Below are 25,504 nucleotides of genomic sequence, written 5' to 3'. Positions count from 1 at the left end.
ATTTAAAATCCTAATCCTACTGCAAAAGCTTTTACAGCATTCGGATAATCGGAAACAGAAGTGGCTGCTCCTGTCGTTGTATTGATAGAGTAAATTTTTGTAGATGAACCTACTGATGCCATTAAATAGGCCTTTTGGCTCATACTTCCAATATCAAAACCATTGGCATTGGTAATGTTGATTCCTAAAGAACCTGTTTCAACCAAAGTTCCGTTATTGGGTGGGTTTTGGAGATATAATTTATCCGTATTATGATCAATCACCAATAAGGTAGTTGAGGTAGCTCCGGCAAAGTTGTTGGTATAGGCGGCTGCACTTATCATGGGACTTCCCGGGTTCAGTGTAAGATCTACAGCAGCAATTGTTCCATCGTTAGGATTGAGGCGGAGATTTTGTCCTGTATTGCTTACTACCCTTATTCTGTCTACTGTGGGATTAAAATCAAATCCGAAATCCGTGCCGGAAAGTAAGGTGGAAAATGGAGATGCTCCCACAGCAGTAGCGGCACCTGTACCTAAGTTAATTGTATAGATTCTGCTTGAGCTTCCCAAAGCATACAATTGTCCGTTCGCAGGACGGAAATCTATTCCTAAAATATTCTCGCCGCTTTGTAATCCGGCCACTGTTTTAGAAACAGGCATAGGATTATTGGGATTGAAAATCTGAAGATTATTTGAATTGTCAATAGCGTAAGCTACCGGTTCTGTAGGGATGGCAATATCAATAATTCCCTGCTGAAGTGATCCTATTGAGGTTGTTTTACCATTATTCAGGTCCAGAACATGTAATTTATCATTGAAAGCTAGAAGAGCAGTACTGTTATCATATTTGATGTCAAAAGCAGACTGTCCCGTAAAAGTCGTTCCAAGACTTCCAACCTCTACTAAAGTTCCATTGTTGGGAGGGTCCTGCTTATATAATTTCCCCAAAGTAGGATCGATATCGTATAAAACAGTTGTAGAGGCACCTGCTTTGCTGTTGGTATATGCCAATCCGGTTATGGACGGGCTTCCTGTGCCGTTAATATTGATGTCTGTGGCCGCAACAGCTCCGGTTTCCGGATGTAAGCGTAGATTTTGGCCAGAATTACTTACCAAACGAATTCTGTCAACAGTAGGGTTGAAATCAATAGAAGCAATTGTTCCGGAGATCATAGGAGTAAATGCCGTTGAACTTACCACTCTTGCGGAGGCATTGGCTGTATTGATAATATATAATTTGCTGGCATTTGATAATGCATACAATTCTCCTGTGGCAGGTCTGAAATCTATACTTAACAGCTTTTCGCCTGATGCAACACCTGTTACAGATGTTTTTGAGGTGAAATTTTTTGGATTGTTGGAATTAAAATAAACAAGCTCGTTCATGGCTGTTATTCCATACACCATAAGATCAGGCCCTTGAGATGTCATATTTTCAGTCATGATATTTTCATCTGAATTATCACATGAAAATAAGGTTGTAATGGCAAACAAAGCCAAATACATGGGTAATAGTTTTCTCATAATATTGATTTTAGTTGTTGTTTTTATATTTACGAGAAAAAAATAAAGCTGGATGTACACAAATTAATTCTCTGGATTTTTTTTCAGTATATTGTATTCATAATTAGTAAGATAGTTTATATTTTTAATAAAACGTTTCTAAGGATTTTTTCTATTGGGAAAAATTTGTAAATTTGCAGTCTCAATACGTTGAAATATAAGGTTTGTCCTTCACTGGATGAGAATATTGAAAGTTTTTTTAATAAAAAGTTTTTGGTATTTAAAAATTCATTATATTTGCACACCGAAAATTTGAAAAACAATAAATAAATAATTTTAAATCATGGCAAAGGAAACGTTTAATCGTAACAAACCACACTTGAACATTGGTACTATTGGTCACGTTGACCATGGTAAAACTACACTTACTGCAGCTATCAGTAGTGTATTAGCGAACAAAGGTCTTGCTGAGAAAAAAGACTTCTCTGCTATTGACTCTGCTCCAGAAGAAAAAGAAAGAGGTATCACTATTAATACAGCTCACATCGAGTACGAAACTGAAAACAGACACTATGCACACGTTGACTGTCCAGGTCACGCCGACTATGTTAAGAACATGGTAACTGGTGCTGCTCAGATGGATGGAGCGATCTTAGTATGTGCTGCAACTGATGGACCAATGCCTCAAACTAGAGAGCACATCCTACTTTGCCGTCAGGTAAATGTACCAAGAATCGTTGTTTTCATGAACAAAGTTGATATGGTGGATGATGCTGAGCTTTTAGAGCTTGTTGAACTTGAACTTAGAGATTTATTATCTACTTACGAATATGACGGAGATAACTCTCCAGTGATCCAAGGATCTGCTCTTGGTGCTCTTAACGGAGACGAGAAGTGGGTTAAGACTGTTGAAGAATTGATGGATGCAGTTGATACATGGATCGAGCAGCCTGTTAGAGATCAGGATAAGCCATTCTTGATGCCAATCGAAGACGTATTCTCTATTACAGGTAGAGGTACTGTAGCAACTGGTAGAATCGAGGCTGGTGTTATCAACACTGGTGATCCGGTTGATATCGTAGGTATGGGTGATGAAAAATTAACTTCTACTATTACAGGGGTTGAAATGTTCAGAAAAATCCTAGACAGAGGTGAAGCTGGTGATAACGTAGGTCTATTGTTGAGAGGTATTGAAAAAACTGACATCAAGAGAGGTATGGTTATCGCTAAGAAAGATTCAGTTAAGCCACACAAAAAATTCAAAGCTGAGGTTTATATCCTTTCTAAAGAAGAAGGTGGACGTCACACTCCATTCCACAACAAGTACCGTCCTCAGTTCTATGTAAGAACTACTGACGTTACAGGTGAGATCTTCTTACCAGAAGGTGTAGAAATGGTAATGCCTGGTGATAACTTAACAATCACTGTTGAATTACTTCAGCCAATCGCTCTTAACGAGGGTCTTAGATTCGCGATCAGAGAAGGTGGTAGAACTGTAGGTGCAGGTCAGGTAACTGAAATCATCGACTAATCCACATCTAAAACATATAAAAAGCTTCCGTAAGGAACATTCTTTACGGAGCTTTTTTTAACTACGGGCATCGTCCAATGGTAGGATACCGGTCTCCAAAACCGTTGATCAGGGTTCGAATCCTTGTGCCCGTGCAAATATAAATTATGAGTTCATTTGTCGATTTTTTAAAAGGTTCTTATAACGAATTCAGACATAAAGTTGAATGGCCAAAATGGGCTGACCTTCAGTCTTCTACAATTGTAGTGACTATAGCGACAGTTATTCTGGCTTTATTTACCTTTGGAGTTGATGAATTGTTTTCAAAGGCAATCAGCAACATAATAGGAATGCTAATCAACTTGTTCAATTAATAATTAAGTATTTTCCATAATGAGCGAATTGAAATGGTATGTGCTGAAAGCAATCAGCGGACAGGAAAATAAAGTGAAAAACTATATTGAGACAGAAATCAAACGTTTAGGTTTTGAACAGTACGTTACTCAAGTGGTTATTCCTATGGAAAAGGTGATTCAGATTAGAAATGGTAAAAAAGTTCCTAAAGAAAGACCTTACTATCCTGGCTACTTGATGATTGAAGCAGACCTGATGGGAGAGATTCCTCACGTTATTAAAAATATTCCTGGAGTTATCTCTTTCTTAAGTTTAACAAAAGGAGGTGATCCTGTTCCAATGAGAAAATCAGAGGTTAACAGAATGCTTGGAAGAATGGATGAACTTTCAGAATTCGCAAGCGATGTTGAAATTCCTTATGTAGTAGGTGAAAACGTTAAAGTGATCGACGGACCTTTCAACGGATTCAATGGTACAGTTGAGAAGATTCTTGAAGACAAAAAGAAAATTGAGGTTTCTGTATTGATCTTCGGTAGAAAAACTCCAATGGAACTGAGCTACATGCAAGTAGAAAAAGTATAATACATTACTTATAAAATATAAAAAGACCGTTTTAAAAACGGTCTTTTTCATTTGTATCTTTTTATATTTTTCAATGACTTCTTTTGAAATAATTAATTCTGTACTCCTATTAATTCATAATGAAATTTTGAATTTTACTTTTACACTTTTTCCCTGTTGTTAGAGTTTTTTTAATTTAATGATATTATTTTATTGATCCTCAAAATATCATAACTCTGTTGATTGCCTCTATAGTGTACTTTGCTTTAATTGAAATATCACCGTTTTGTGATTAAATTTTCATTTTAAGCATTAAGCTTTTTTTAATTGTTTGATTCACTTTCAGATGGCATAGTTCTTGCAAACAAGCTGTTAACTAATTCTTAAAATTTTATATCTTTTTATTTCAGACAATACAGAGGTATGGATATTTTATGTTTAAAATAAATGTCAAATTCGGATCAACTATCCATAAACACAAGCTTTATATAAACACATAACCCAATGACAAAAATTATCTCGATGATCACTCTGGTAGGTGCATCTGTGTTCATAAACGCACAGGTTGGTATTAATACCACAACGCCGGAAAAAGAACTTACCGTGAACGGTACAATGAAGACATCAGGAATAGTTTTCAAGCAGCCCCTTGAAAAACTGACTGCAGACGAGAATTACACTTTCATTATTAAGTCTCCGTCTCCGGAAAACAAAATTACAGCGTACAATGATTCTTTTGTACCTAATTCACCGGCACCTATCAACCTTATTCAATTCAAGATTACCTGTGATCCTACAGACAAGGATTGGGTAAATCAATTTGACACAAAGATCAATTCCAGTAAGTTTCTGGTCGTTATTTCTTCTTTCGGATTTACACAGCCTACAAGAACATATTCTGCTGATTGGCTTACTCCGGTACCTCAGATTTTTGCTTATTCTTCGGGAGGAACATGGAAGCTTAAGGCAGATTACGAGGGATTCGCTCCTGATAATTCTTTCCCTACAGGAGTCTGGACACTGAACTTATTGGTATTTGACAGATCATATGCCAAAGATTTTAATTCAACACAAAACCTTAGCGGTTCAACTACTGGTGCTGCTGCTGCTCCATTAATTCAATAAAACATAAACTCTATGAAAAAAAATATTGCGATACTCTTGATGGGTTTTGCTGCTTTAAGCATGAATGCCCAAGTAGGAATAAACACTAACACACCTAAAGGGACATTGGATGTTGAAGGTGAAACATTAGTGGAATCCTATTTAATAGATACTGAAAATACAAAGGCAGGCGGAAACTATCTTCTTCTTACCCGATCAAAAGATACTTCACCGGTAGGTAAGGTGAAGCTGTTGGATATATCGCTCCGTAATGTAGCACCTGTAAATATGTATAATGTTATACTAAAAAATGTGAGACAGGATGAAGTGGTGAATCTTAATACAGGATTAGATGCCAGTAAATATGTTGTGGCTATTACAGGTGCTGTTTTTACAGGAGCGGTTTCGGCAGCCAATACCACTACCACTCCCAAATCTTATGGTTCCTACGCAACTGAAATTACACAGGTAACCAGTGGAGGTAAAAAATACCATGCTATTAATTTGGCTTTTAAAGGGGCCGGAACTGTTTCTTCTCAAAATGGAACCTGGACACTTACCTTAAATGTCTTTGAAAAATCATTAGTTAAAGACTGGGGAACTTTTAATGGTTCTGTTTCAGCATCTGCTTCACCGGTATATTCAGGAGTATCAACCAATACGCCTTTAGGGCTTCAATAAAAAACTATGAAAAGAAAAATTTATATCACATTAATCATGTGCTTTGGGATATTTTTGAATGCCCAGAAAGGAAAAGTAGGGGTGAACACAGCCAATCCTACAGAAACACTTGATGTAAATGGAAAAACCTATACGAATTCTCTGTATTTAAGAAATCCTGGAGAACCTACGATGACAGGAGGCAGCTTTTTGGCAACCTCACAGAATGCTTTGCAGCTGTATGATCCTGCTCTCGAAAGCAGCGGACTGTTTAATTATCTTAAGCTTACCCTTACCGGAGTACCCGGAACCGGAATTGCAGATTATGATACCAAAATTGATGCAACCAATTTTCTGGTTATACTTCACAACTATTCATTCAAGCTGAATGACGGAACTACCAACGTAATGCTTGATTATGGTGATAACGGAGTGAACGACAACAAGCAGGGATCGCCGGAAGTAATTGCCTTCAAGAGTAATGGGACTTGGCACGTCAAAGCAAGATTTGTAGACAGCAGAATTATTGCTACCAATTCTACTACACCATCAAGAACATACAACAACTTTACCGTTGATCTTTATCTGATGGCCTACAGAAGATTGATTGAAAAACAAAATATAAACGATATCAATGATGATCTTGGAGGAAATGACGGTTCTACAAAAACAATTAATAAACCTACAGGTTTCTAGTAAATCTTTTCTTTCAAAAATATTTAAAAATGCTCATTTACAGTAAATGAGCATTTTTGTTTTTCTGGCATTATTTTTAATGATATAATAATAGGGCATGATTTGTTTTTTTTCTAAAACTTTTAAAAATCAGTAATTTCCGTTTGCTAATTCAAAAATATTTTATACTTTTGCAGTCCAAAAAGTAGGTTTATTGTTATGTGAGTGCATAACCTACTGAATAATAAATGCTTCCAAACTCATTAATTATTCAAATTTAAAAAACAAACAATGGCTAAGAAAGTCTTTAAAATGGTAAAGCTTCAGGTGAAAGGTGGCGCAGCTAACCCTTCTCCACCAGTAGGTCCAGCATTGGGTTCTGCAGGTGTGAACATCATGGAGTTTTGTAAGCAATTTAACGGAAGAACCCAAGATAAGCCAGGGCAAGTTTTACCTGTAGTAATTACAGTATACGAAGACAAATCTTTTGAATTCGTTATTAAAACTCCACCTGCAGCAATCCAGTTAATGGATGCAGCTAAGATCAAGGGAGGTTCTGGTGAACCAAACAGAAACAAAGTAGGTTCTGTAACTTGGGAACAAGTAAAGAAAATCGCTGAAGATAAAATGGCGGATCTTAACTGTTTTACAATGGACTCTGCTCTTTCTATGGTTGCAGGTACTGCCAGATCTATGGGATTAAGAGTAACAGGAACTAAACCAACTAACGCTTAAAACTTAAAGAAATGGCAAAATTAACTAAAAAGCAAAAGGAAGCTTTAAGCAAAGTAGAAAAAGGAAGAATCTATAACCTTGAAGAAGGTTCAGCTCTTGTAAAAGAAGTGAACACTACAAAGTTTGATGCTTCTGTAGATATCGCTGTAAGATTAGGTGTAGACCCTAGAAAAGCAAACCAAATGGTAAGAGGTGTTGTATCTCTTCCTCACGGTACTGGTAAAGATGTTAAAGTATTAGCTCTTGTAACTCCAGATAAAGAAGCAGAAGCTAAAGCTGCTGGTGCTGACTATGTAGGTCTTGACGAATATTTACAAAAAATCAAAGAAGGTTGGACAGATGTTGACGTTATCGTTACTATGCCAGCTGTAATGGGTAAATTAGGTCCGTTAGGTAGAGTATTAGGTCCAAGAGGCTTAATGCCAAACCCTAAATCAGGAACTGTAACAATGGAAATTGGTAAAGCAGTAACTGAAGTAAAAGCAGGTAAAATTGATTTCAAAGTAGACAAGTATGGTATTATCCATGCAGGTATTGGTAAAGTATCTTTCGATGCTGCTAAGATCAAAGAAAATGCTCAGGAATTAATCCAGACATTGATCAAAATGAAACCAACTGCTGCTAAAGGAACTTATGTGAAGAGCATCTATTTGTCTTCTACAATGAGCCCTGGTATTGCAATTGATACTAAATCTGTTAACTAATAATAATCCTTAAGACAATGACAAAAGACCAAAAAGTTGTAGCAATACAAGAGATCAAAGATTTGCTTCAGGATGCAAAAGTAGTATACGTAGCAGATTTAGAAGGTTTGAACGCTGGTAAATCTTCAGATTTCAGAAGACAGGCTTTCAAGCAAAATATCAAAGTAAAAGTTGTAAAAAACACACTTTTACAAAAAGCAATGGAACAAATTGAAGGAGTAGATTACTCTGAAATGTTCCCATCTTTCAAAGGAAACTCAGCATTAATGATTGCTGAAACAGCAAATGCTCCTGCGAAATTGATCCAAGGATTCAGAAAGAAAGAAGAAAAGCCAGCTTTAAAGTCTGCTTTTGTTCAAGAAACTTTCTATGTTGGTGACAACAACCTAGACATGTTGGCTAACATCAAGTCTAGAGAAGAAATGATCGGTGAAATCATCGGATTACTTCAGTCTCCAATCCAGAGAGTTGTTTCTGCTCTTCAAAACAAACCTGAAACTGTAGAAGCTAAAGCTGAAGAAGCTGCTCCTGCGGTAGAAGAAACTCCTGCTGCTGAAGCTCCGGAAGCTGCTGCAGAAAGCACTGAAGAAACAAGTGCTGAATAATTACACTCAAAAAATTAAATAAATAATCAACAAAAACATTACAACAATGTCAGATTTAAAAAATTTAGCTGAAACGCTAGTAAACCTAACTGTAAAAGACGTAAACGAATTAGCTGCTATCCTTAAGGATGAGTACGGAATTGAGCCAGCTGCTGCTGCTGTAGTTGTTGCTGCAGGTGGTGCAGGTGATGCTGCTGAAGAAAAGACTGAATTCGATGTAATTCTTAAGTCTGCGGGTGCTTCTAAATTAGCTATCGTTAAATTAGTAAAAGATTTAACTGGTGCTGGTCTTAAAGAAGCTAAAGATATCGTAGACGGAGCTCCTGCTGCAATTAAGCAAGGTGTTTCTAAAGACGAAGCTGAAGCTCTTAAGAAGCAATTAGAAGAAGCTGGTGCTGAAGTAGAATTGAAATAATTTCAATTGTATTATAAATATAGGAGCCCGGGCAATAGCCCGGGCTTTTTCTTATGTAAGCCCTTGTAAATCTGTCTTTTATTTTGTAACAGTATTTTAATATTATTATTTTCAATTCTGATATATTTTTTTATGATTAACTATTTATTTCAAATTAACATAATATTTTGATTGTGTCGTATTGTTTGTTTATTTTGTGTAATTTTTCACTAATAAATTGTTCTTTTTATTGAGAAAATATTATATTTGTGTCTGAAAAAACACAACATATTGGATAAAAATTATTTTCTTTCTTACGGCTATAAGATTAAATTTTTGTTACTTCCGGTAGCTGCAGTAACTCCAAACACTAAATTGATATCTGTAATGAGAGCAAAACCTGTGTTGTCATATTCTGCAGATATTAAAAATTATCCGCAGGTTGTTTTAGCTGATGTTTTCGTTTATATGTGTTCTGAAGCAAAAAATATTTGGCATGCCATTAACAGGCTTTTTGCTCATAAAAAAGGAACTCATACATTCTATGGCAAAAATTTCCTATATAATCTCTTTTCCTTTAATAAGATAAAACTTGGTGCTATATCGAATAAATTGATTTATTCGTGCCAAAAACATATGGAGAATATTTGTATGACGTTTAGAGAAGTTAAAAAATTACTATAGTAATTCCTTTAAACTGGTTATGAGGGGTATCCATTACGCACAGGTAGGCATCAATATAATGGAACCTCAGGCAAGCTTTGATATTATTGGATGGGTTTCTAATACAAGCAGACTTGACGGTAAGATAGTCTCAATGCTTGCAGGAGTACAATTAAAAAGCTAAAAACCACACTGCTTGCCAAATCGGAGCATTAGTGCATGCTACAGCCGCTGAAACTGCACTTGCAGGACAAACCATGACGTTGTATTATTATTTTGATGATACCGGGGAAAACTTAAGTGAAGGTATTAGAACAAATGGGAATGCGTGCATAATAGCAACTACGGTAGCTTTAGGAATATACATTGGAACTGGAAATTATTTGAGAATACATGACGGTCATAACTTAGTTTGGCTACTCATAAAAATGGAGTTCTCAACATAAGGACAGGAAGTTAAGAGGGATGGATTTAAAGCTCATATGGACATTGATACTTCTTCATTTCCAAAAGGAGTAAGTATGATTAAGATAGAAATCAAATCGACGATATAATCTTATAAGATTATTGTAAAATAATCATAAGATTAGCTTGTGTTGCGGAGGGGTTGCTCAAATTTGGGCAGCCTCTCTTATTTTAAGAGCCTCAAAATGAGATGATTTATTTGTTATTGTGGATAACTTTTTGTATATTTGCCCCTCTTTTGGCGCGAAAAATTGTTTGTAAATTTATAAAATACTGAAAATCAACTCTTTCATTGTGTAAAACATGGAAGGGATTTTGTGTATATAAATACTGCGGTAATACTGCCTCAAAAGTAATAAAAATATTTTGCATTACGCTGTGAAAAGATATACCAGTGTTGCAGTTAGAAAGAACCAAGTACAAAGTTTAAAAGAACCTGAGGTCCTTTGTGAGCGCCAAAAACACTTTTACCTTTTACTTTTATCTTGTTTCTTGTTCTTTTCTGATATTTTTTAATGAATCAAAATATTTTTTAACCCTTTCTTAAAAGTTTTATGAGTAAAACAAAATCAACAACTCAAGGAAATCCGAGAATTAATTTCTCATCAGCGAAAGGAAAAATCATCACTCCTGACTTTTTGGATATCCAAATTGAGTCTTTCAGAGAATTTTTCCAGCTTGATACACTTCCTGAAGCCAGAAAGACAGAAGCTCTTTACAAGACTTTCCAAGAGAATTTCCCGATTACGGATTCAAGAAACCAATTCGTATTAGAATTCTTAGACTATCTGGTAGATTCTCCACGTTATTCAATCGATGAGTGTGTGGAAAGAGGACTTACCTATTCAGTTCCTCTAAAAGCAAGACTTAAACTGTATTGTACTGACCCGGAACACGAAGATTTCCAAACAGTGGTTCAGGACGTATACTTAGGTCCGGTTCCTTATATGACGCCAAGTGGTTCTTTTATCATCAATGGTGCTGAAAGAGTTATCGTTACGCAGCTTCACCGTTCACCTGGTGTATTCTTCGGACAAACTTACCATGCCAACGGAACCAAACTTTACTATTCAAGAATTATTCCTTTCAAAGGATCTTGGATGGAATTTACAACAGATATCAACAGCGTAATGTACGCGTATATCGACCGTAAGAAAAAATTACCATTAACAACTCTATTAAGAGCGATTGGTTATGAATCTGACAAGGATATCCTTCAGATCTTCGACCTTGCTGAAGAAGTGAAAGTTTCTAAAGCTGCCCTTAAAAAAGTGGAAGGGAGAACATTGGCTGCGAGAGTATTGAACACCTGGTTCGAAGACTTCGTAGACGAAGATACAGGTGAAGTAGTTTCTATCGAAAGAAATGAGATCATCCTGGACAGAGAAACTATTCTTGAAAAAGAACATTTAGATCTTATTCTTGATGCTGGTGTGAAATCAATCCTGATTCACAAAGAAAACAGCAACGAATTCTCGATCATCCAGAATACATTACAAAAAGACCCTACTAACTCTGAAAAAGAAGCAGTAGAGTATATTTATCGTCAGTTAAGAAATGCAGATCCGCCAGATGAGGAAACAGCAAGAGGAATCATTGAAAAATTATTCTTCTCCGAGCAAAGATATTCATTAGGTGAAGTAGGGCGTTACAGATTGAACAAAAAGTTAGGTCTTAATATTCCAACTACCACTGAGGTTCTTACCAAAGAAGATATCATTGCTATCGTAAGACACCTAATCGAGCTTGTCAACTCTAAAGCTGAAGTGGATGATATTGACCACTTATCAAACAGAAGAATTAAAACTGTTGGTGAGCAATTAGCAGGACAGTTCGGAGTAGGTCTTTCAAGAATTGCAAGAACAATCAAGGAAAGAATGAACGTTAGAGATAACGAAATCTTTACTCCACTTGACCTTGTAAATGCTAAGACATTAACATCTGTAATCAACTCATTCTTTGGTACCAACCAGCTTTCTCAGTTCATGGACCAAACCAACCCTCTATCAGAAATTACTCACAAGAGAAGATTATCTGCACTAGGGCCTGGTGGTTTATCAAGAGAAAGAGCAGGTTTCGAGGTTCGAGACGTTCACCATACTCACTACGGAAGAATTTGCCCGATTGAAACTCCGGAAGGACCAAACATCGGTTTGATTTCATCCCTTGGTATTTATGCTAAAATCAACAGACTAGGTTTCATCGAAACTCCATATAGAAAAGTAGAAGAAGGTAAGATTAATCTTAATGCTGATCCTATTTACCTTAATGCAGAAGATGAAGAAGACAAAGTAATTGCTCAGGCAAACGTTGAATTGAGCGATAACGGTGATTTCTTGACAGACAGAATTATTGCAAGATTAGATGGTGACTACCCTGTAGTAGAGCCATCTCAGGTTAACCTTATTGATGTTGCACCAAACCAGATCTCTGGTATTTCTGCATCATTAATTCCGTTCCTTGAGCATGATGATGCGAACCGTGCATTGATGGGATCGAACATGATGCGTCAGGCCGTTCCTCTATTGAAGCCACAGGCTCCAATCGTGGGTACAGGGCTTGAGCAGCAAGTTGCAAGAGATTCAAGAATCTTAATTAACGCTGAAGGTACAGGTACAGTACAGTACGTAGATGCTGACAGAATCGTTATTAAATATGAAAGAAGCGAAGACGAAGATTTAGTACAATTCGAGTCTGCTACTAAAACATACAACCTTACTAAGTTCAGAAAAACAAACCAGAGTACAACCATTACCCTAAGACCAAACGTAAGAGTAGGTGATGTAGTGGAAAAGGGACAGGTACTTTGCGACGGTTATGCTACTGAAAAAGGAGAATTGGCTCTTGGTAGAAACTTAGTGGTAGCGTTCATGCCTTGGAAAGGGTACAACTTCGAGGATGCAATCGTAATCAACGAAAAAGTGGTACGTGAAGACTGGTTTACTTCAATTCACGTGGATGAATATTCTCTTGAAGTTCGTGATACTAAATTAGGTATGGAAGAGCTTACAGCAGATATTCCAAACGTATCTGAAGAAGCTACTAAAGATCTTGACGAGAACGGTATGATCAGAATCGGTGCTGAAGTGAAGCCTGGAGATATCATGATTGGTAAAATTACTCCAAAAGGTGAATCTGACCCGACGCCTGAAGAAAAACTTCTTAGAGCAATCTTCGGTGATAAAGCTGGTGATGTGAAGGATGCTTCACTGAAAGCTGACTCTTCATTAAGAGGTGTTGTTATCAACAAGAAACTGTTCTCAAGAAACATTAAAGACAAAAAGAAAAGAACTGAAGAAAAACTTAAACTTGAAGAAATTGAAAACACTTACAAGGCTAAGTTTGACGAGTTGAGAAATACGTTAATTGAAAAATTAAATACACTGGTAAGCGGTAAAACTTCTCAAGGGGTACAAAATGACCTGGACGAGGAAATCATCGGTAAAGGTGTGAAATTTACTCACAAGTTATTAACTTCAGTTGAAGATTATGTAAACGTTAGCGGTTCAGACTGGACAGTAGACGCTGACAAGAATGAATTGATCAAACAATTGATTCACAATTACAAAATCAAATATAACGACATCCAGGGAGTTAAAAACCGTGAGAAATTCGCAATTTCAATCGGAGATGAGCTTCCGGCAGGTATCATGAAGCTGGCTAAAGTTTATATCGCTAAGAAACGTAAACTGAATGTAGGGGATAAAATGGCAGGACGTCACGGTAACAAAGGTATTGTTTCAAGAATCGTTCGTGAAGAAGATATGCCATTCCTTGAAGACGGAACACCAGTAGATATAGTATTGAATCCACTAGGGGTACCTTCCCGTATGAACATTGGTCAGATCTATGAAACAGTTCTTGGATGGGCAGGTCAGAAACTGGGTATGAAGTTCGCTACGCCAATCTTTGACGGAGCAACTCTTGATCAGATTACTGAATACACTGAGAAAGCAGGTCTTCCTAAATTCGGTCACACTCACCTTTATGATGGGGGTACCGGAGAAAGATTTACTCAGGCTGCAACAGTAGGTATCATTTACATGTTGAAACTAGGACACATGGTAGATGATAAGATGCACGCACGTTCTATTGGTCCTTACTCATTGATTACTCAGCAGCCGTTAGGAGGTAAAGCTCAGTTCGGAGGTCAGAGATTCGGAGAGATGGAGGTTTGGGCACTTGAAGCATTCGGTGCATCTAACATCCTGAGAGAGATCTTAACTGTGAAGTCGGATGACGTGATTGGTAGAGCAAAAACTTATGAAGCAATTGCAAAAGGTGAATCTATGCCTGAACCAGGTATTCCGGAATCATTCAACGTATTACTTCACGAGTTACAAGGTCTTGGATTAGACGTAAGATTGGAGGAGTAAGATATCAGATGTCAGACACAAGATGTCAGACTATGACACTCTAAGAATTTTATAATCCTTGAATTTGGAATGATGATTTCTTCTGAAATCTGAAATCTGAAATCTAAAATCTAAAAAAAATTATGTCAAATAAAAATAAATCAAGTAGATTTAATAAAATAACCATCGGTTTAGCTTCACCGGAGTCTATTTTACAAGACTCAAGAGGGGAGGTTTTAAAGCCGGAAACTATTAACTACAGAACTCACAAGCCTGAAAGAGACGGGCTATTCTGTGAGAAAATCTTTGGTCCTGTAAAGGATTACGAATGTGCTTGTGGTAAATACAAGAGAATTCGTTACAAAGGAATCGTTTGTGACCGTTGTGGAGTAGAAGTTACTGAGAAAAAAGTAAGAAGAGAGAGAATCGGGCACATCAACCTTGTAGTTCCAATTGCACACATCTGGTATTTCCGTTCATTACCAAACAAAATCGGATACCTTTTAGGAATTCCTTCTAAGAAATTAGATATGATCATCTACTACGAAAGATATGTAGTGATTCAGCAGGGTATTGCTAAAAAATTAGACGGTTCTGATTTTGAAAGCATGGAATTCCTTACAGAAGAAGAGTACCTTGACATCATGGAAACTCTTCCTGTAGAAAACCAGTATCTTGATGATTCTGATCCCAACAAATTCATCGCCAGAATGGGTGCTGAAGCTGTAGAAGATCTGTTAAAAAGAATCGATCTTGATGCATTGTCTTTCGACTTGAGACACAAAGCTCACAACGAAGGTTCAAAACAAAGAAGAACTGAAGCTCTTAAGAGATTGAACGTTGTAGAAGCATTAAGAGGTGCTAATACAAGAATGATCAACAGACCAGAGTGGATGATCATGCGTGTACTTCCTGTTATCCCGCCAGAACTAAGACCATTGGTTCCATTGGATGGAGGACGTTTCGCTACTTCTGACCTGAATGACCTTTATAGAAGAGTTATCATCAGAAATAACCGTTTGAAGAGATTATTGGAGATCAAAGCTCCTGAAGTAATCTTGAGAAACGAGAAGCGTATGCTTCAGGAATCAGTAGATTCATTATTCGATAACACAAGAAAATCTTCTGCAGTAAAATCTGAATCAAACAGACCATTGAAATCACTTTCTGATTCATTGAAAGGTAAGCAAGGTCGTTTCCGTCAGAACCTACTAGGAAAAAGGGTTGACTACTCTGCGCGTTCGGTAATTGTTGTAGGTCCAAACTTACAGCTTCACGAATGTGGTATTCCTAAGGATATGGCAGCTGAATTGTACAAACCGTTCATCATTAGAAAACTAATTGAAAGAGGTATTGTAAAAACAGTAAAATCTGCAAAGAGAATTATCGACAGAAAAGAACCGGTAGTATATGATATCCTTGAAAACGTGATGAAAGGTCACCCTGTTCTATTGAACAGAGCACCTACGCTTCACAGACTGGGTATTCAGGCTTTCCAACCTAAGATGATCGAAGGTAAGGCAATCCAGCTACACCCGTTAGTAACTACGGCCTTCAACGCCGATTTCGATGGTGACCAGATGGCAGTACACTTGCCGTTAGGACCAGAAGCAATCCTTGAAGCTCAGTTATTGATGTTAGGTTCTCAAAACATCTTGAACCCTGCAAACGGTTCTCCAATTACAGTACCATCTCAGGACATGGTTCTTGGTCTTTATTTCATGACTAAAGAATTGAGCTCTACAGAAGATATGAAAGTGAAAGGAGAAGGTCTTGCATTCTATTCTCCTGAAGAAGCAGAAATTGCTTACGCTGAAGGCAGAGTATCTTTAAATGCTAAAGTAAGATGTAGACTACCTATCAAAGAAGATGGAGAAATCGTAACAAGATTAATCGAAACTTCTGTAGGTAGAATCCTGTTCAACCAGATTGTACCTAAGCAGGTAGGATATATCAATGAACTTCTTACAAAGAAATCATTGAGAAATGTTATCGGTAAGATCCTTGCTGATACAGATTTCCCTACCACTGTGAAGTTCCTTGATGCAATGAAAGACCTAGGGTATTCAAATGCATTCAAAGGAGGTCTTTCTTTCTCACTAGGGGATATTGTAGTTCCTGTTGAGAAAAAGCAGATGATTGCACAATCAATCGAAACTGTAGACGAAATTAGAGCCAACTATAACATGGGTCTGATTACCGATACAGAACGTTATAACCAGGTAATCGACGTTTGGACAAACACCAACGCCGGATTAACTGAAATGATCATGAGCAGAATGAAAACTGACCAAGGTGGTTTCAATTCTGTATACATGATGCTTGACTCTGGAGCGAGGGGTTCTAAGGAACAGATCCGTCAGTTATCAGGGATGAGAGGTTTGATGGCAAAACCGCAGAAAGCCGGTTCTACCGGTGCGGAGATCATTGAAAACCCGATTCTTGCCAACTTTAAGGAAGGTCTTTCGATCCTAGAGTACTTTATCTCTACCCACGGTGCGCGTAAGGGTCTTGCGGATACCGCTCTTAAGACAGCCGATGCCGGTTACTTAACGAGAAGACTGGTAGACGTTGCACAGGACGTTATCGTTACAGAAGACGACTGTGGAACATTAAGAGGTACAGAAGTTACTGCACTTAAGAAAAATGACGAGATCGTTGAAAGAATCTCTGAAAGAATCTTAGGTAGAGTATCTCTTCATAATATTTATGATCCTGAAACTGACGAGCTTATTGCAAGTGCAGATCAGGTGATTATTGAATCTTTGGCGAAAAGAATCGAAGAAGCAGGATTAGAAGCTGTGGAGGTTCGTTCACCATTAACTTGTGAAGCTAAGAAAGGGATCTGTGCGAAATGTTACGGTAGAAACTTAGCAACAGGTAAAGTGATCCACATGGGTGAAGCGGTAGGTGTAATTGCAGCACAGTCAATTGGGGAACCGGGTACTCAGCTTACGTTGAGAACCTTCCACCAAGGGGGTACTGCAGGTAACGTATCAGAAAACCCATCTATCGTTGCAAGAAGAGATGGTATCGTAGAAATGGATGAAGTAAGAACAATTACTTCTGAAGATGAAAACGGTAATACAGCTGAGGTTGTAGTTTCCCGTTCAACAGAATTCAGATTAGTTGCTGATAATGAGTCCAGAACTCCATTAATGGTAGCTAACGTACCTTACGGATCCATATTATCTGTAAAACCAGGTGATAAAGTGAAGAAAGGAGATACCATCTGTAGATGGGATCCGTATAACGCGGTTATTATTGCTGAAACTTCAGGTAAGGTAGAATACGAGGATATCATCCAGGGTATTTCATTCCAGCTTGAAATTGACGAACAGACAGGATTTGAAGAGAAAGTAATCTCTGAATCAAGAAATAAGAAAGCCGTACCTACCTTGAAGGTGGTAGACTCTAAAGGAGTTGAGCAGAAAGCTTACAACTTACCGGTAGGAGCCCACTTAATGGTAAACGATGGTGAAAAAATTAAGGCTGGTAAAGTCTTAATCAAGATCCCAAGAAAATCTGCAAAAGCAGGGGATATCACCGGAGGTCTTCCGAGAGTTACCGAATTATTCGAAGCAAGAAACCCTTCAAACCCAGCGGTTGTTACTGAAATCGACGGGGTAGTTTCTTACGGAAAAATTAAGAGAGGTAACCGTGAACTTATTGTTGAGGCTAAAACTGGAGAAAGAAAAATTTACTTAGTAAAACTTTCTAACCAGATTCTTGTTCAGGAGAATGACTTCGTAAGAGCAGGTTCTCCACTTTCTGACGGTTCTATCACACCGGAAGATATCTTAAGAATTAAAGGTCCAACAGCCGTTCAGGAATACTTAGTAAACGAAATTCAGGAAGTTTACCGTCTACAGGGGGTAAAAATCGACGACAAGCACTTCGAAATTATCGTAAGACAGATGATGACGAAAGTATCTATCGTAGATGGAGGTGATACTCAATTCCTTGAAGGAGCTCTTGAACACAAGTTTGATTTCTTGGAAGAAAACAACAGAGTATTCGGTCTTAAAGTAGTAGTAGATGCTGGTGATTCTAAAGAATTCAAACCAGGTCAGATGATTACTGCAAGAGAATTAAGAGATGAAAACTCTAAGTTGAAGCGTGAAGATTTAGCATTGGTAGAAGTAAGAGAAGCTCTTCCAGCTACTGCAACTCCTGTACTGCAAGGTATTACAAGAGCTGCCCTTCAGACTAAGTCATTCATGTCTGCAGCATCGTTCCAGGAAACAACTAAAGTTCTTAACGAAGCAGCAGTTGCTGGTAAGATAGACGATCTTAACGGTCTTAAAGAAAATGTAATTGTAGGTCACAGAATCCCTGCAGGTACAGGTCTTAAAGAGTATCAAAACGTTATTGTTGGTTCTAAGAAAGAATTCGAAGACCTTAACTAAAATTAATGATTTGAAATTTGGGATTTGAAATTATTTTTATATTTTCACAATCTCAAATTTCGAATTTTAAAAACATAATTTATAACAATGGACAACAATCAAAATCCACAAGACGGAAACATCAACATCGAATTAAACGAAATGGTAGCTGCTGGTATCTATGCTAACCTAGCTTTAGTAAACCACTCTCCATCTGAATTTGTAGTAGACTTTATTCAGTTGATGCCAGGTGTTCAGCAGGCAAAAGTAAGATCAAGAGTAATTCTTGCTCCACTTCACGCTAAAAGAGTATTAAATGCTCTTCAACAGAACATCGCTAACTACGAGCAGCAGTTCGGAGAAATCAAAGAAGTTGAGCCTTTCGTATTAGGAGGAAACAACGTTCAAGCGTAAGATTTCTTTTACAATAAAATAAAGGATGCCCTGGTAAAAACCAGGGCATTTTTTTGCACTTTGAGGAATAATAGTGAGCACTTGTTAAATTGTTAATTATATTTAATAAGGTAAAAATGTGTAGTAATAACATATCAATTTTATATATTTGTTTAAGAAAAAGCAGAAAACATAACATATGATTGATAACTCGTTCGCTATAAGTAAATTTGGCTTTTTAGGTGCCGAATTTTTATCTGAGCTTGAAAAACATGCTGTTGCTATTGATATAAAAGCAAAAACTGAAATCATAAGGGAAGGACAAAAAAATAAGTTTGTTCCTTTCCTGATAAAAGGATCAATCAAGGTATTTACCCTTAATGATGGAAGAGAGCTCATCTACTATTATATTAAACCTAAGGATAGCTGTCTCATGACCTTTTCATCTATTCTGACGGACTATATCAGCAGGGTATATGCCATTGCAGAAGAAGACTCGGAAGCAATTCTTATTCCCGTCTCTATTATGCATGAATGGCTTATCAGATTTCCGGAAATCAATAAACTCTTTTACCATGAATATGACCGAAGATTTTCAGAAGTGATGAATATGGTGAATGATGCTGTTTTTCATAAACTGGATAAAAGAGTCCTCAATTATATCAAACAGCAGATTTCATCCACAGGAAACAATCCTATTAAGATCACTCATCGGGAAATAGCCAGCAGTCTGGGAACTTCCAGAGAAGTTGTGAGCCGGGTTTTGAAAAAAATTGAAAGCGAAGGTGAAATTATTCAGACTAAAGAAGGAATAAAAGTTGCTGTAAATGAAAATGTTAGAACGATCTAATTTTAATTGTTTGGAAAGTTTATTTCTATTATTGATAAAAACAATTTGACTGGTGACTTTTATCACCTGTTTTTGAATTGAGAACTCAATAAGTTTGTCATATCATAATTTAATTCAAATTGTATATGACAAAAACTCTCTTATTTTTGTCAATGTTTTCATCAGGTCTTGTCTTTGCACAGGAAGATCTGCTGAAAGATATTGACACTGTTAAAACCAATACAGAAACCTCACAACCCGCCTTTAAAGCCCTTCAGATTGTAACAGGACAATCTACAAAACTGGCAGCTAAAAAAGAATGGTACATTATCGTAGCCCACAGATTTGGAGATATAAGCGCAGGATTTAAAGATTTTTTCGGTCTGGATCATGCTTCCACCAAATTAGGCGTTATCTATGGTATTTCAGACGCAGTATCTGTAAGCCTTTCCAGAGAAACGAATATGAAAACCTTTGAAGGAGCCGTGAAATACAGACTGGTAAGACAAAATGAAAACTTCCCGGTGGATATTGTGGGGTACAATGTAATGGGGGCCAATACTGAACTGGATAAAGATACTTATCCTCATCTGAAATTCAGTGACAGGCTTTCTTATCTAACACAGGCACTGATCTCAAGAAGATTCAGTAATAAGCTCTCTGTACAGCTTACACCATCTTTCGTTCATAAAAACCTTTACGAACCTACTATAGAAAACAAGAATCAGTTTCTGGCAGGGTTGGGAGGACGCTACAAAATCTCAAAAAGAGTTTCTGTGAATGCAGAATACTTTGTGAATTTCGACGATCACAGTTTTTACAAAAACCCACTGTCACTAGGGGTTGATATAGAAACAGGGGGACATGTGTTCCAGCTTTTACTAACGAACTCCCAGATCAATTCAGATATCGGATATCTTACCAATGCCACAGGAGCATGGGGAAAGGGACATATTTTCTTTGGATTTAACCTTTACAGAGTCTTTTAAAATGAAAAAGCTAACATCCTTATTGATATTGTCGTCAGCAATCATACTGACGGCTTGTGACAGCAGAACGTATGAAGAGATTTCTGACAATACACCCATTACAACACCCGTAAAATATACTGCAGATGTAAAACCAATTGTAGATAACAACTGTATAAGCTGTCATTCTGCAGGGAGTTTTAAACCGCTGGTTACCTATGGTCAGGTAAAAAATAATATAGACGGAATTCTGGATCGTATTCAAAGGCCTAATGGTGATCCCGGGAAAATGCCGCAGGGAGGATCTCTGTCCGCTGCCCAAATCAATATTTTCATCAAATGGAAAACCGACGGATTAAATGAAAATTAAAAAATTGATATGAAAAAATTAGCATTATTAAGCGTATTACTCCTTTCTGCCGGGTACGCTTCAGCACAAAAATATAGCTCCAAAACAGGGAAAGTAACTTTTGAAGCTTCAGTACCTCTGTTTGATGATATTTTTGCTCAGGATGATAATAATGTTGTCATTCTCAATGCAGACAATGGTGAGATGGCATCAGTCTCAAATGTCAAAAACTTTCATTTTAAAACAAAATTAATGGAAGAGCATTTCAATGAAAGCTATGCTGAATCTGCAAAATATCCAAAAACAACTTTTAAAGGGAAGATTGTCAACTTTGATAAAACAAAGCTTACCACAAGCCCTCAGAAATATACTGTGCAGGGAACGTTAAACTTTCATGGAGTAGACAAAGCTGTTACCTCCGCTGCCACTTTATATGCAAAAGACGGGAAAATCTATATGCAGGGAGGGTTTGTAGCAAGACCTGTAGATTATAAAGTGACTATTCCCAAAATGGTTACCAAAAAAGTGGCAGAAAATGTCAATATTGAGTACAACTACATCATGGTAAAACAATGAGAAATATAATCTTAGTATTAGGACTCTTTCTGAGCTCATTCATATCTGCTCAGGAAAAAGCAAAATCAATATTTGATGTTGCCAGAAGCGGAACGGTTGCGGAAGTACAGGAACTGATGAAACAAAATCCGGATGTTATTAATCAGGTTAACGAAAACGGATTTTCACCCCTTATTTTAGCCTGTTACAGAGGAAATACAGACGTTGCAGATTTTCTGATTGAGAATGTGAAAGACGTCAACTACAAAAGCCGTGAAGGAACAGCGTTGGCAGGTTTAGCCATTAAATACAACAAAGATCTGGTAGAACATCTGCTGAAGAAAAAAGCAGATCCCAATATTGCAGATGAAACAGGATATACGCCTTTATTCTGGGCTGTAAAATCCGGAAATAAAGACCTGGTGGAACAGCTGCTGAAATATAAAGCAGATAAAACAAAGAAGGATTCAATGGGAATGACCCCTTTCGAATATGCATTACAAACTAACAACAGGGAAATTATAAATCTTTTAAAAAATTGATATGAAAAAAACTCTACTAGCGCTTAGCGTACTTCTTGCCAATTTTGCATTGGCGCAGTTTTCATCAGGAACGGTAACCCTACCGGCAACTTCCATGACGGTGAAATTAGATACAACTCCTTCAGGTGTAACAATGACAGTGACTGGTGACAGCAACTCTATGATGGGAATAGGTTTTGGAACTATAGGAATGGCAGTCGGTGCAGATGGTTTTATTTATAACGCTTCTGCCAATAGAGATTATTCTTTTAATGGAGTTCCCAATACACCTTCAGCTGATGCATCTCAGGACTGGACAGAAACTTCGAACACCGTATCGGGATCTACAAGAACTGTAGTAGCAACAAGATCACTTGCAGGTGGAGCAGGAGATTTTGCGATTGCCAACGCTGCCGGAACAATCAATATTTTCTATTCCCGTAAAAGTGGAGGAACTTCTTTAGGATATCATGATGCAGGAAGAGGATATGCAACATTAACGATGACGGCAGCCACTTTATCTACCCATGAAATTACAGCAGATAGCAAGAAGGTAAATCTATATCCTAATCCGGCAAAATCAACCGTTAATTTCAAAAACTCTGATAAAATAAAGTCTGTTGATATCTATGAAGCAACAGGAAGAAAAGTGAAATCAGTAAAACCTGAAGGCGAAAGTATCAGTGTTGAAGATCTGAGATCAGGAAGTTATTATCTTGAAATTCAGTTTAAAGATGGAAGTAAATCTTATGAAAAACTGATTAAAGAATAATTTTTCGCAGAGAACCCACCTTAATATTTTTTTTAACAGATACCTCTGATCTTTCAGGGGTATCATTTTTTTCTTAAAGTCCCAATTTCAGGGAGTTTGCTTTAAAATTTATATATTTGTGAATATCCTGATTTTTAACAAAAAGAAATTTCCTGATCTTACAATTTTTATAACCAATGGAATTTAAAACTTTAGCTGATATCACAACAGATGAGCTTTTATTTGTGTTCAATCATTCATTTTCTGATTATGTTGTTCCTTTTCACTTAACAAAAGAAGTGCTTGTTGCAAAAATAGCTGCCGAAAAACTGGATATGAATATTTCTGCCGGAGCATTTGAAGAGGGTAAACTGGTAGCTTTTATTCTTCAGTCTGAAAAAATTGAAAATGGAGAAAAGATTATCTACAACGGAGGTACAGGAGTTGTTCCGGAAAGCAGAGGCAAAGGATTGGTGAGAAAAATGTATGATTTTATCATTCCTGTTTTAAAAGAAAGAAATGCCAATACATTGCTGCTTGAAGTTATTGAAGGAAACCAGCCTGCTATAAGGGCTTATGAAAATTTAGGTTTTAAGATTGTCAGAAGACTGCTTTGCTTTAACGGAAGTATTAAGCAGAATGGAAAAGAAAATACTGAAGTATCTATACGAGACTTAAAAGACTTCCAATGGAATGTATTATGTTCTTTCTGGGATATTGAACCTTCATGGCAGGGATCAGTTTTCGTATTGAAACCGATGCCGGAAAATTATGTGACTTTAGGGGCTTATAAAGATGAAAATCTGGTTGGATATATTGTTTATGGTCCTGCTTCTAGAAAAATATATCAGTTTGCTGTAGATAAGAATTACAGAAATCAAGGAATAGGCACAAAGCTGTTTAATGCAATTAGAGAAAAAAATAACGGACAGACTATAGCCCTGAATAATGTGGATGATTCCTCAGAAAATACAAGTAAGTTTCTTAGTGAAAGAGTAGGACTGAACAACTGGCTGTCACAGTTTGAGATGAAAAGGTCTATTTAACAGGTATTCATTTTGATTCAAAAAAAATTAGGGGGTTTTAATATACTTTTAATCTCTTAAACTTTTCAGGGAGAAGGATAGGATGTAACTTTGCTGAAAATTTTAAATAATGAAGCGAGGAATCCATTTTTTACTGCTGTTCATTTCCTTTACGGCTTTTGCACAACAAGTCAATATTGACACTGCCCAGGTGGTTATACCAGGAAGACAAAACAGCACGGAAGCACAGTCGAAACCTTATGTGATTATGATTTCAACGGATGGTTTCCGTTATGACTATGCCCGGAAATATAATACTGAGAATCTTTTAAAACTGTCTAACGGCGGGGTGAAGGCCGAAGCAATGATTCCAAGCTATCCAAGTATTACTTTCCCCAACCACTGGAGTCTAATTACCGGACTTTACCCTTCTCATCATGGTTTGATTGATAACTTTTTTTACGATTACGAGCGAAAAGAAGGCTATGCAATGAGTAACAAAAAAAATGCTGAGGACGGAAGCTGGTACGGAGGAACTCCGCTTTGGGGTCTTGCTGAAAAGCAGGGAATGGTATCAGCCTCTTTAATGTGGGTAGGTTCTGCCAGTGATGCCGGAGGAATAAGACCCACTTATTATTATCCTTATCACGAAAAATTTACCCCTTCAGAAAAAGTAGAAAAAGTGGTCAACTGGCTGAAATTACCGGAAGATAAAAGACCACACTTTATTTCATTATATTTCCCGGAAGTAGATGGAAGCGGGCATCATTATGGTCCGGATACCAAAGAAACGGCAACAGCTGTTCATTTGATAGACCAGGCTGTTGGTGATCTTGTTCAGAAAGTAAATGATTTAGGATTAAAAAATGTCAACTATGTTTTTGTTTCTGATCACGGAATGATTAAAGTAGACGGAGGCACACCGTTGGAGATTCCGGCTGTTCTTTTTGATAAAAACAGATTTGATTTTTATAATTCCCAGACTTTGTTAAGAGTTTACGTTAAAAACCCGAATGAGATAAAAAAGGTTTACAAAGAACTGAAAGCTCATAAAACAGATGATTACGAAGTATATCTTGACAAAAAGCTTCCTAAATATCTGCACTTCGCTACAAGAGACGATCAATACAACAGAATAGGGCAGATTCTTCTCATTCCGAATGCTCCGAAAATTTTTCTGGAAAAAGGTAAAAAATCATCGGTGGGAAAGCATGGCTATAATCCTAAAGTTGTTCCGGAAATGAAAGCTACTTTCTTTGCCTGGGGACCTGAATTTAAAAATAATCTGGTGATCAGTGAATTTGCCAACATTAATGTTTATCCTTTGGTTGCTGAGGTTTTAGGATTAAAAATTGATCAGCCTATCGATGGAAAACTGAAAGTTTTAAAGAAAACCCTGAAAGACAAGAAATAGTCTGAAGGTTTACCATATAATAATTAAAATAAGTTTCGGCGC

At 37.1% G+C, this 25,504-nt stretch carries 25 protein-coding genes and 1 tRNA gene; 25 read left to right on the top strand and 1 reads right to left on the bottom strand.

The genetic code is table 11. The features are described from left to right. Nucleotides 1–2: 2 nt before the first annotated feature. The gene (locus tag EK417_RS15870) at nt 3–1,505 is read right to left on the bottom strand and encodes a DUF4394 domain-containing protein (protein ID WP_136522686.1); all 1,503 of its coding nucleotides are present in this window, start codon (nt 1,503–1,505) and stop codon (nt 3–5) included. Between the two features lie 322 nt (nt 1,506–1,827). Between EK417_RS15870 and tuf the strand changes: the two genes are divergently transcribed. The 25 genes from tuf to EK417_RS15750 all read left to right on the top strand — a co-directional run bounded on the left by tuf (nt 1,828) and on the right by EK417_RS15750 (nt 25,462). After that, nucleotides 1,828–3,015, top strand: a complete 1,188-nt coding sequence (gene tuf / locus EK417_RS15865) for an elongation factor Tu (RefSeq protein ID WP_034693176.1) — start codon at nt 1,828–1,830, stop codon at nt 3,013–3,015. A gap of 63 nt (nt 3,016–3,078) precedes the next feature. Further along, nucleotides 3,079–3,149, top strand: a tRNA-Trp gene (locus EK417_RS15860). Nucleotides 3,150–3,161: 12 nt separating this feature from the next. Continuing rightward, entirely contained in the window at nt 3,162–3,368 is a 207-nt protein-coding gene (gene secE, locus EK417_RS15855; protein ID WP_002976410.1) for a preprotein translocase subunit SecE, read from the top strand. 19 nt (nt 3,369–3,387) lie between these two features. Further along, nucleotides 3,388–3,930, top strand: a complete 543-nt coding sequence (nusG, locus tag EK417_RS15850) for a transcription termination/antitermination protein NusG (protein ID WP_002976412.1) — start codon at nt 3,388–3,390, stop codon at nt 3,928–3,930. A 483-nt stretch (nt 3,931–4,413) separates the two neighbouring features. Further along, nucleotides 4,414–5,034: a hypothetical protein gene (locus EK417_RS15845; protein WP_076594994.1), complete on the top strand. Its 621-nt coding sequence runs from the start codon at nt 4,414–4,416 to the stop codon at nt 5,032–5,034. 12 nt (nt 5,035–5,046) lie between these two features. Next, nucleotides 5,047–5,694 (top strand): hypothetical protein, encoded by a 648-nt coding sequence (locus tag EK417_RS15840; RefSeq protein WP_110368386.1) that lies wholly within the window; start codon nt 5,047–5,049, stop codon nt 5,692–5,694. 6 nt (nt 5,695–5,700) lie between these two features. After that, a complete protein-coding gene (locus tag EK417_RS15835; protein WP_076594996.1) occupies nt 5,701–6,369 on the top strand; it encodes a hypothetical protein in 669 nt (222 codons plus the stop codon). A 270-nt stretch (nt 6,370–6,639) separates the two neighbouring features. Continuing rightward, nucleotides 6,640–7,083, top strand: a complete 444-nt coding sequence (rplK, locus tag EK417_RS15830) for a 50S ribosomal protein L11 (protein WP_047435399.1) — start codon at nt 6,640–6,642, stop codon at nt 7,081–7,083. Between the two features lie 11 nt (nt 7,084–7,094). Further along, nucleotides 7,095–7,787: a 50S ribosomal protein L1 gene (rplA, locus tag EK417_RS15825; protein ID WP_002976422.1), complete on the top strand. Its 693-nt coding sequence runs from the start codon at nt 7,095–7,097 to the stop codon at nt 7,785–7,787. Nucleotides 7,788–7,804: 17 nt separating this feature from the next. Continuing rightward, on the top strand, nt 7,805–8,392 hold the full coding sequence (gene rplJ, locus EK417_RS15820; protein ID WP_110368387.1) for a 50S ribosomal protein L10: 588 nt from the start codon (nt 7,805–7,807) through the stop codon (nt 8,390–8,392). A 46-nt stretch (nt 8,393–8,438) separates the two neighbouring features. After that, on the top strand, nt 8,439–8,807 hold the full coding sequence (rplL, locus tag EK417_RS15815) for a 50S ribosomal protein L7/L12 (RefSeq protein WP_062675820.1): 369 nt from the start codon (nt 8,439–8,441) through the stop codon (nt 8,805–8,807). A gap of 270 nt (nt 8,808–9,077) precedes the next feature. After that, complete coding sequence (locus EK417_RS15810; protein ID WP_136522685.1) at nt 9,078–9,470, top strand: hypothetical protein; 393 nt, start codon at nt 9,078–9,080, stop codon at nt 9,468–9,470. A 19-nt stretch (nt 9,471–9,489) separates the two neighbouring features. Further along, nucleotides 9,490–9,633, top strand: a complete 144-nt coding sequence (locus EK417_RS21165) for a hypothetical protein (protein ID WP_168802010.1) — start codon at nt 9,490–9,492, stop codon at nt 9,631–9,633. A gap of 31 nt (nt 9,634–9,664) precedes the next feature. After that, complete coding sequence (locus EK417_RS15805; protein ID WP_076595001.1) at nt 9,665–9,895, top strand: hypothetical protein; 231 nt, start codon at nt 9,665–9,667, stop codon at nt 9,893–9,895. Between the two features lie 573 nt (nt 9,896–10,468). Further along, entirely contained in the window at nt 10,469–14,290 is a 3,822-nt protein-coding gene (gene rpoB, locus EK417_RS15800; RefSeq protein ID WP_110368389.1) for a DNA-directed RNA polymerase subunit beta, read from the top strand. Between the two features lie 122 nt (nt 14,291–14,412). Then, nucleotides 14,413–18,678 (top strand): DNA-directed RNA polymerase subunit beta', encoded by a 4,266-nt coding sequence (gene rpoC / locus EK417_RS15795; protein WP_076595003.1) that lies wholly within the window; start codon nt 14,413–14,415, stop codon nt 18,676–18,678. Between the two features lie 87 nt (nt 18,679–18,765). Next, nucleotides 18,766–19,071 carry a DUF3467 domain-containing protein gene (locus EK417_RS15790; protein WP_002976436.1) on the top strand — a complete coding sequence of 102 codons (306 nt, stop codon included), beginning with the start codon at nt 18,766–18,768 and terminating at the stop codon, nt 19,069–19,071. A gap of 178 nt (nt 19,072–19,249) precedes the next feature. Next, complete coding sequence (locus EK417_RS15785; RefSeq protein WP_136522684.1) at nt 19,250–19,900, top strand: Crp/Fnr family transcriptional regulator; 651 nt, start codon at nt 19,250–19,252, stop codon at nt 19,898–19,900. A 125-nt stretch (nt 19,901–20,025) separates the two neighbouring features. Further along, on the top strand, nt 20,026–20,868 hold the full coding sequence (locus EK417_RS15780; RefSeq protein ID WP_136522683.1) for a DUF5777 family beta-barrel protein: 843 nt from the start codon (nt 20,026–20,028) through the stop codon (nt 20,866–20,868). 1 nt (nt 20,869) lies between these two features. Continuing rightward, nucleotides 20,870–21,217: a hypothetical protein gene (locus tag EK417_RS15775; RefSeq protein WP_228457952.1), complete on the top strand. Its 348-nt coding sequence runs from the start codon at nt 20,870–20,872 to the stop codon at nt 21,215–21,217. A gap of 9 nt (nt 21,218–21,226) precedes the next feature. Next, nucleotides 21,227–21,772, top strand: coding sequence for a YceI family protein (locus tag EK417_RS15770; protein ID WP_136522681.1), 546 nt, complete (start codon nt 21,227–21,229; stop codon nt 21,770–21,772). Then, nucleotides 21,769–22,293 carry an ankyrin repeat domain-containing protein gene (locus EK417_RS15765; protein WP_076595007.1) on the top strand — a complete coding sequence of 175 codons (525 nt, stop codon included), beginning with the start codon at nt 21,769–21,771 and terminating at the stop codon, nt 22,291–22,293. The genes EK417_RS15770 and EK417_RS15765 overlap by 4 nt, the downstream gene beginning before the upstream one ends. A gap of 1 nt (nt 22,294) precedes the next feature. After that, complete coding sequence (locus tag EK417_RS15760) at nt 22,295–23,044, top strand: T9SS type A sorting domain-containing protein (RefSeq protein ID WP_136522680.1); 750 nt, start codon at nt 22,295–22,297, stop codon at nt 23,042–23,044. A gap of 176 nt (nt 23,045–23,220) precedes the next feature. Next, nucleotides 23,221–24,069: a GNAT family N-acetyltransferase gene (locus EK417_RS15755; protein ID WP_076595009.1), complete on the top strand. Its 849-nt coding sequence runs from the start codon at nt 23,221–23,223 to the stop codon at nt 24,067–24,069. A gap of 109 nt (nt 24,070–24,178) precedes the next feature. Continuing rightward, the gene (locus EK417_RS15750; RefSeq protein ID WP_136522679.1) at nt 24,179–25,462 is read left to right on the top strand and encodes an alkaline phosphatase family protein; all 1,284 of its coding nucleotides are present in this window, start codon (nt 24,179–24,181) and stop codon (nt 25,460–25,462) included. The last annotated feature ends 42 nt before the right edge of the window (nt 25,463–25,504 follow it).

Origin of the sequence: Chryseobacterium candidae, assembly GCF_004916905.1 — a bacterium.
GTDB lineage: Bacteria > Bacteroidota > Bacteroidia > Flavobacteriales > Weeksellaceae > Chryseobacterium > Chryseobacterium candidae.
This window is presented reverse-complemented; position numbering and strand designations above follow the sequence as displayed.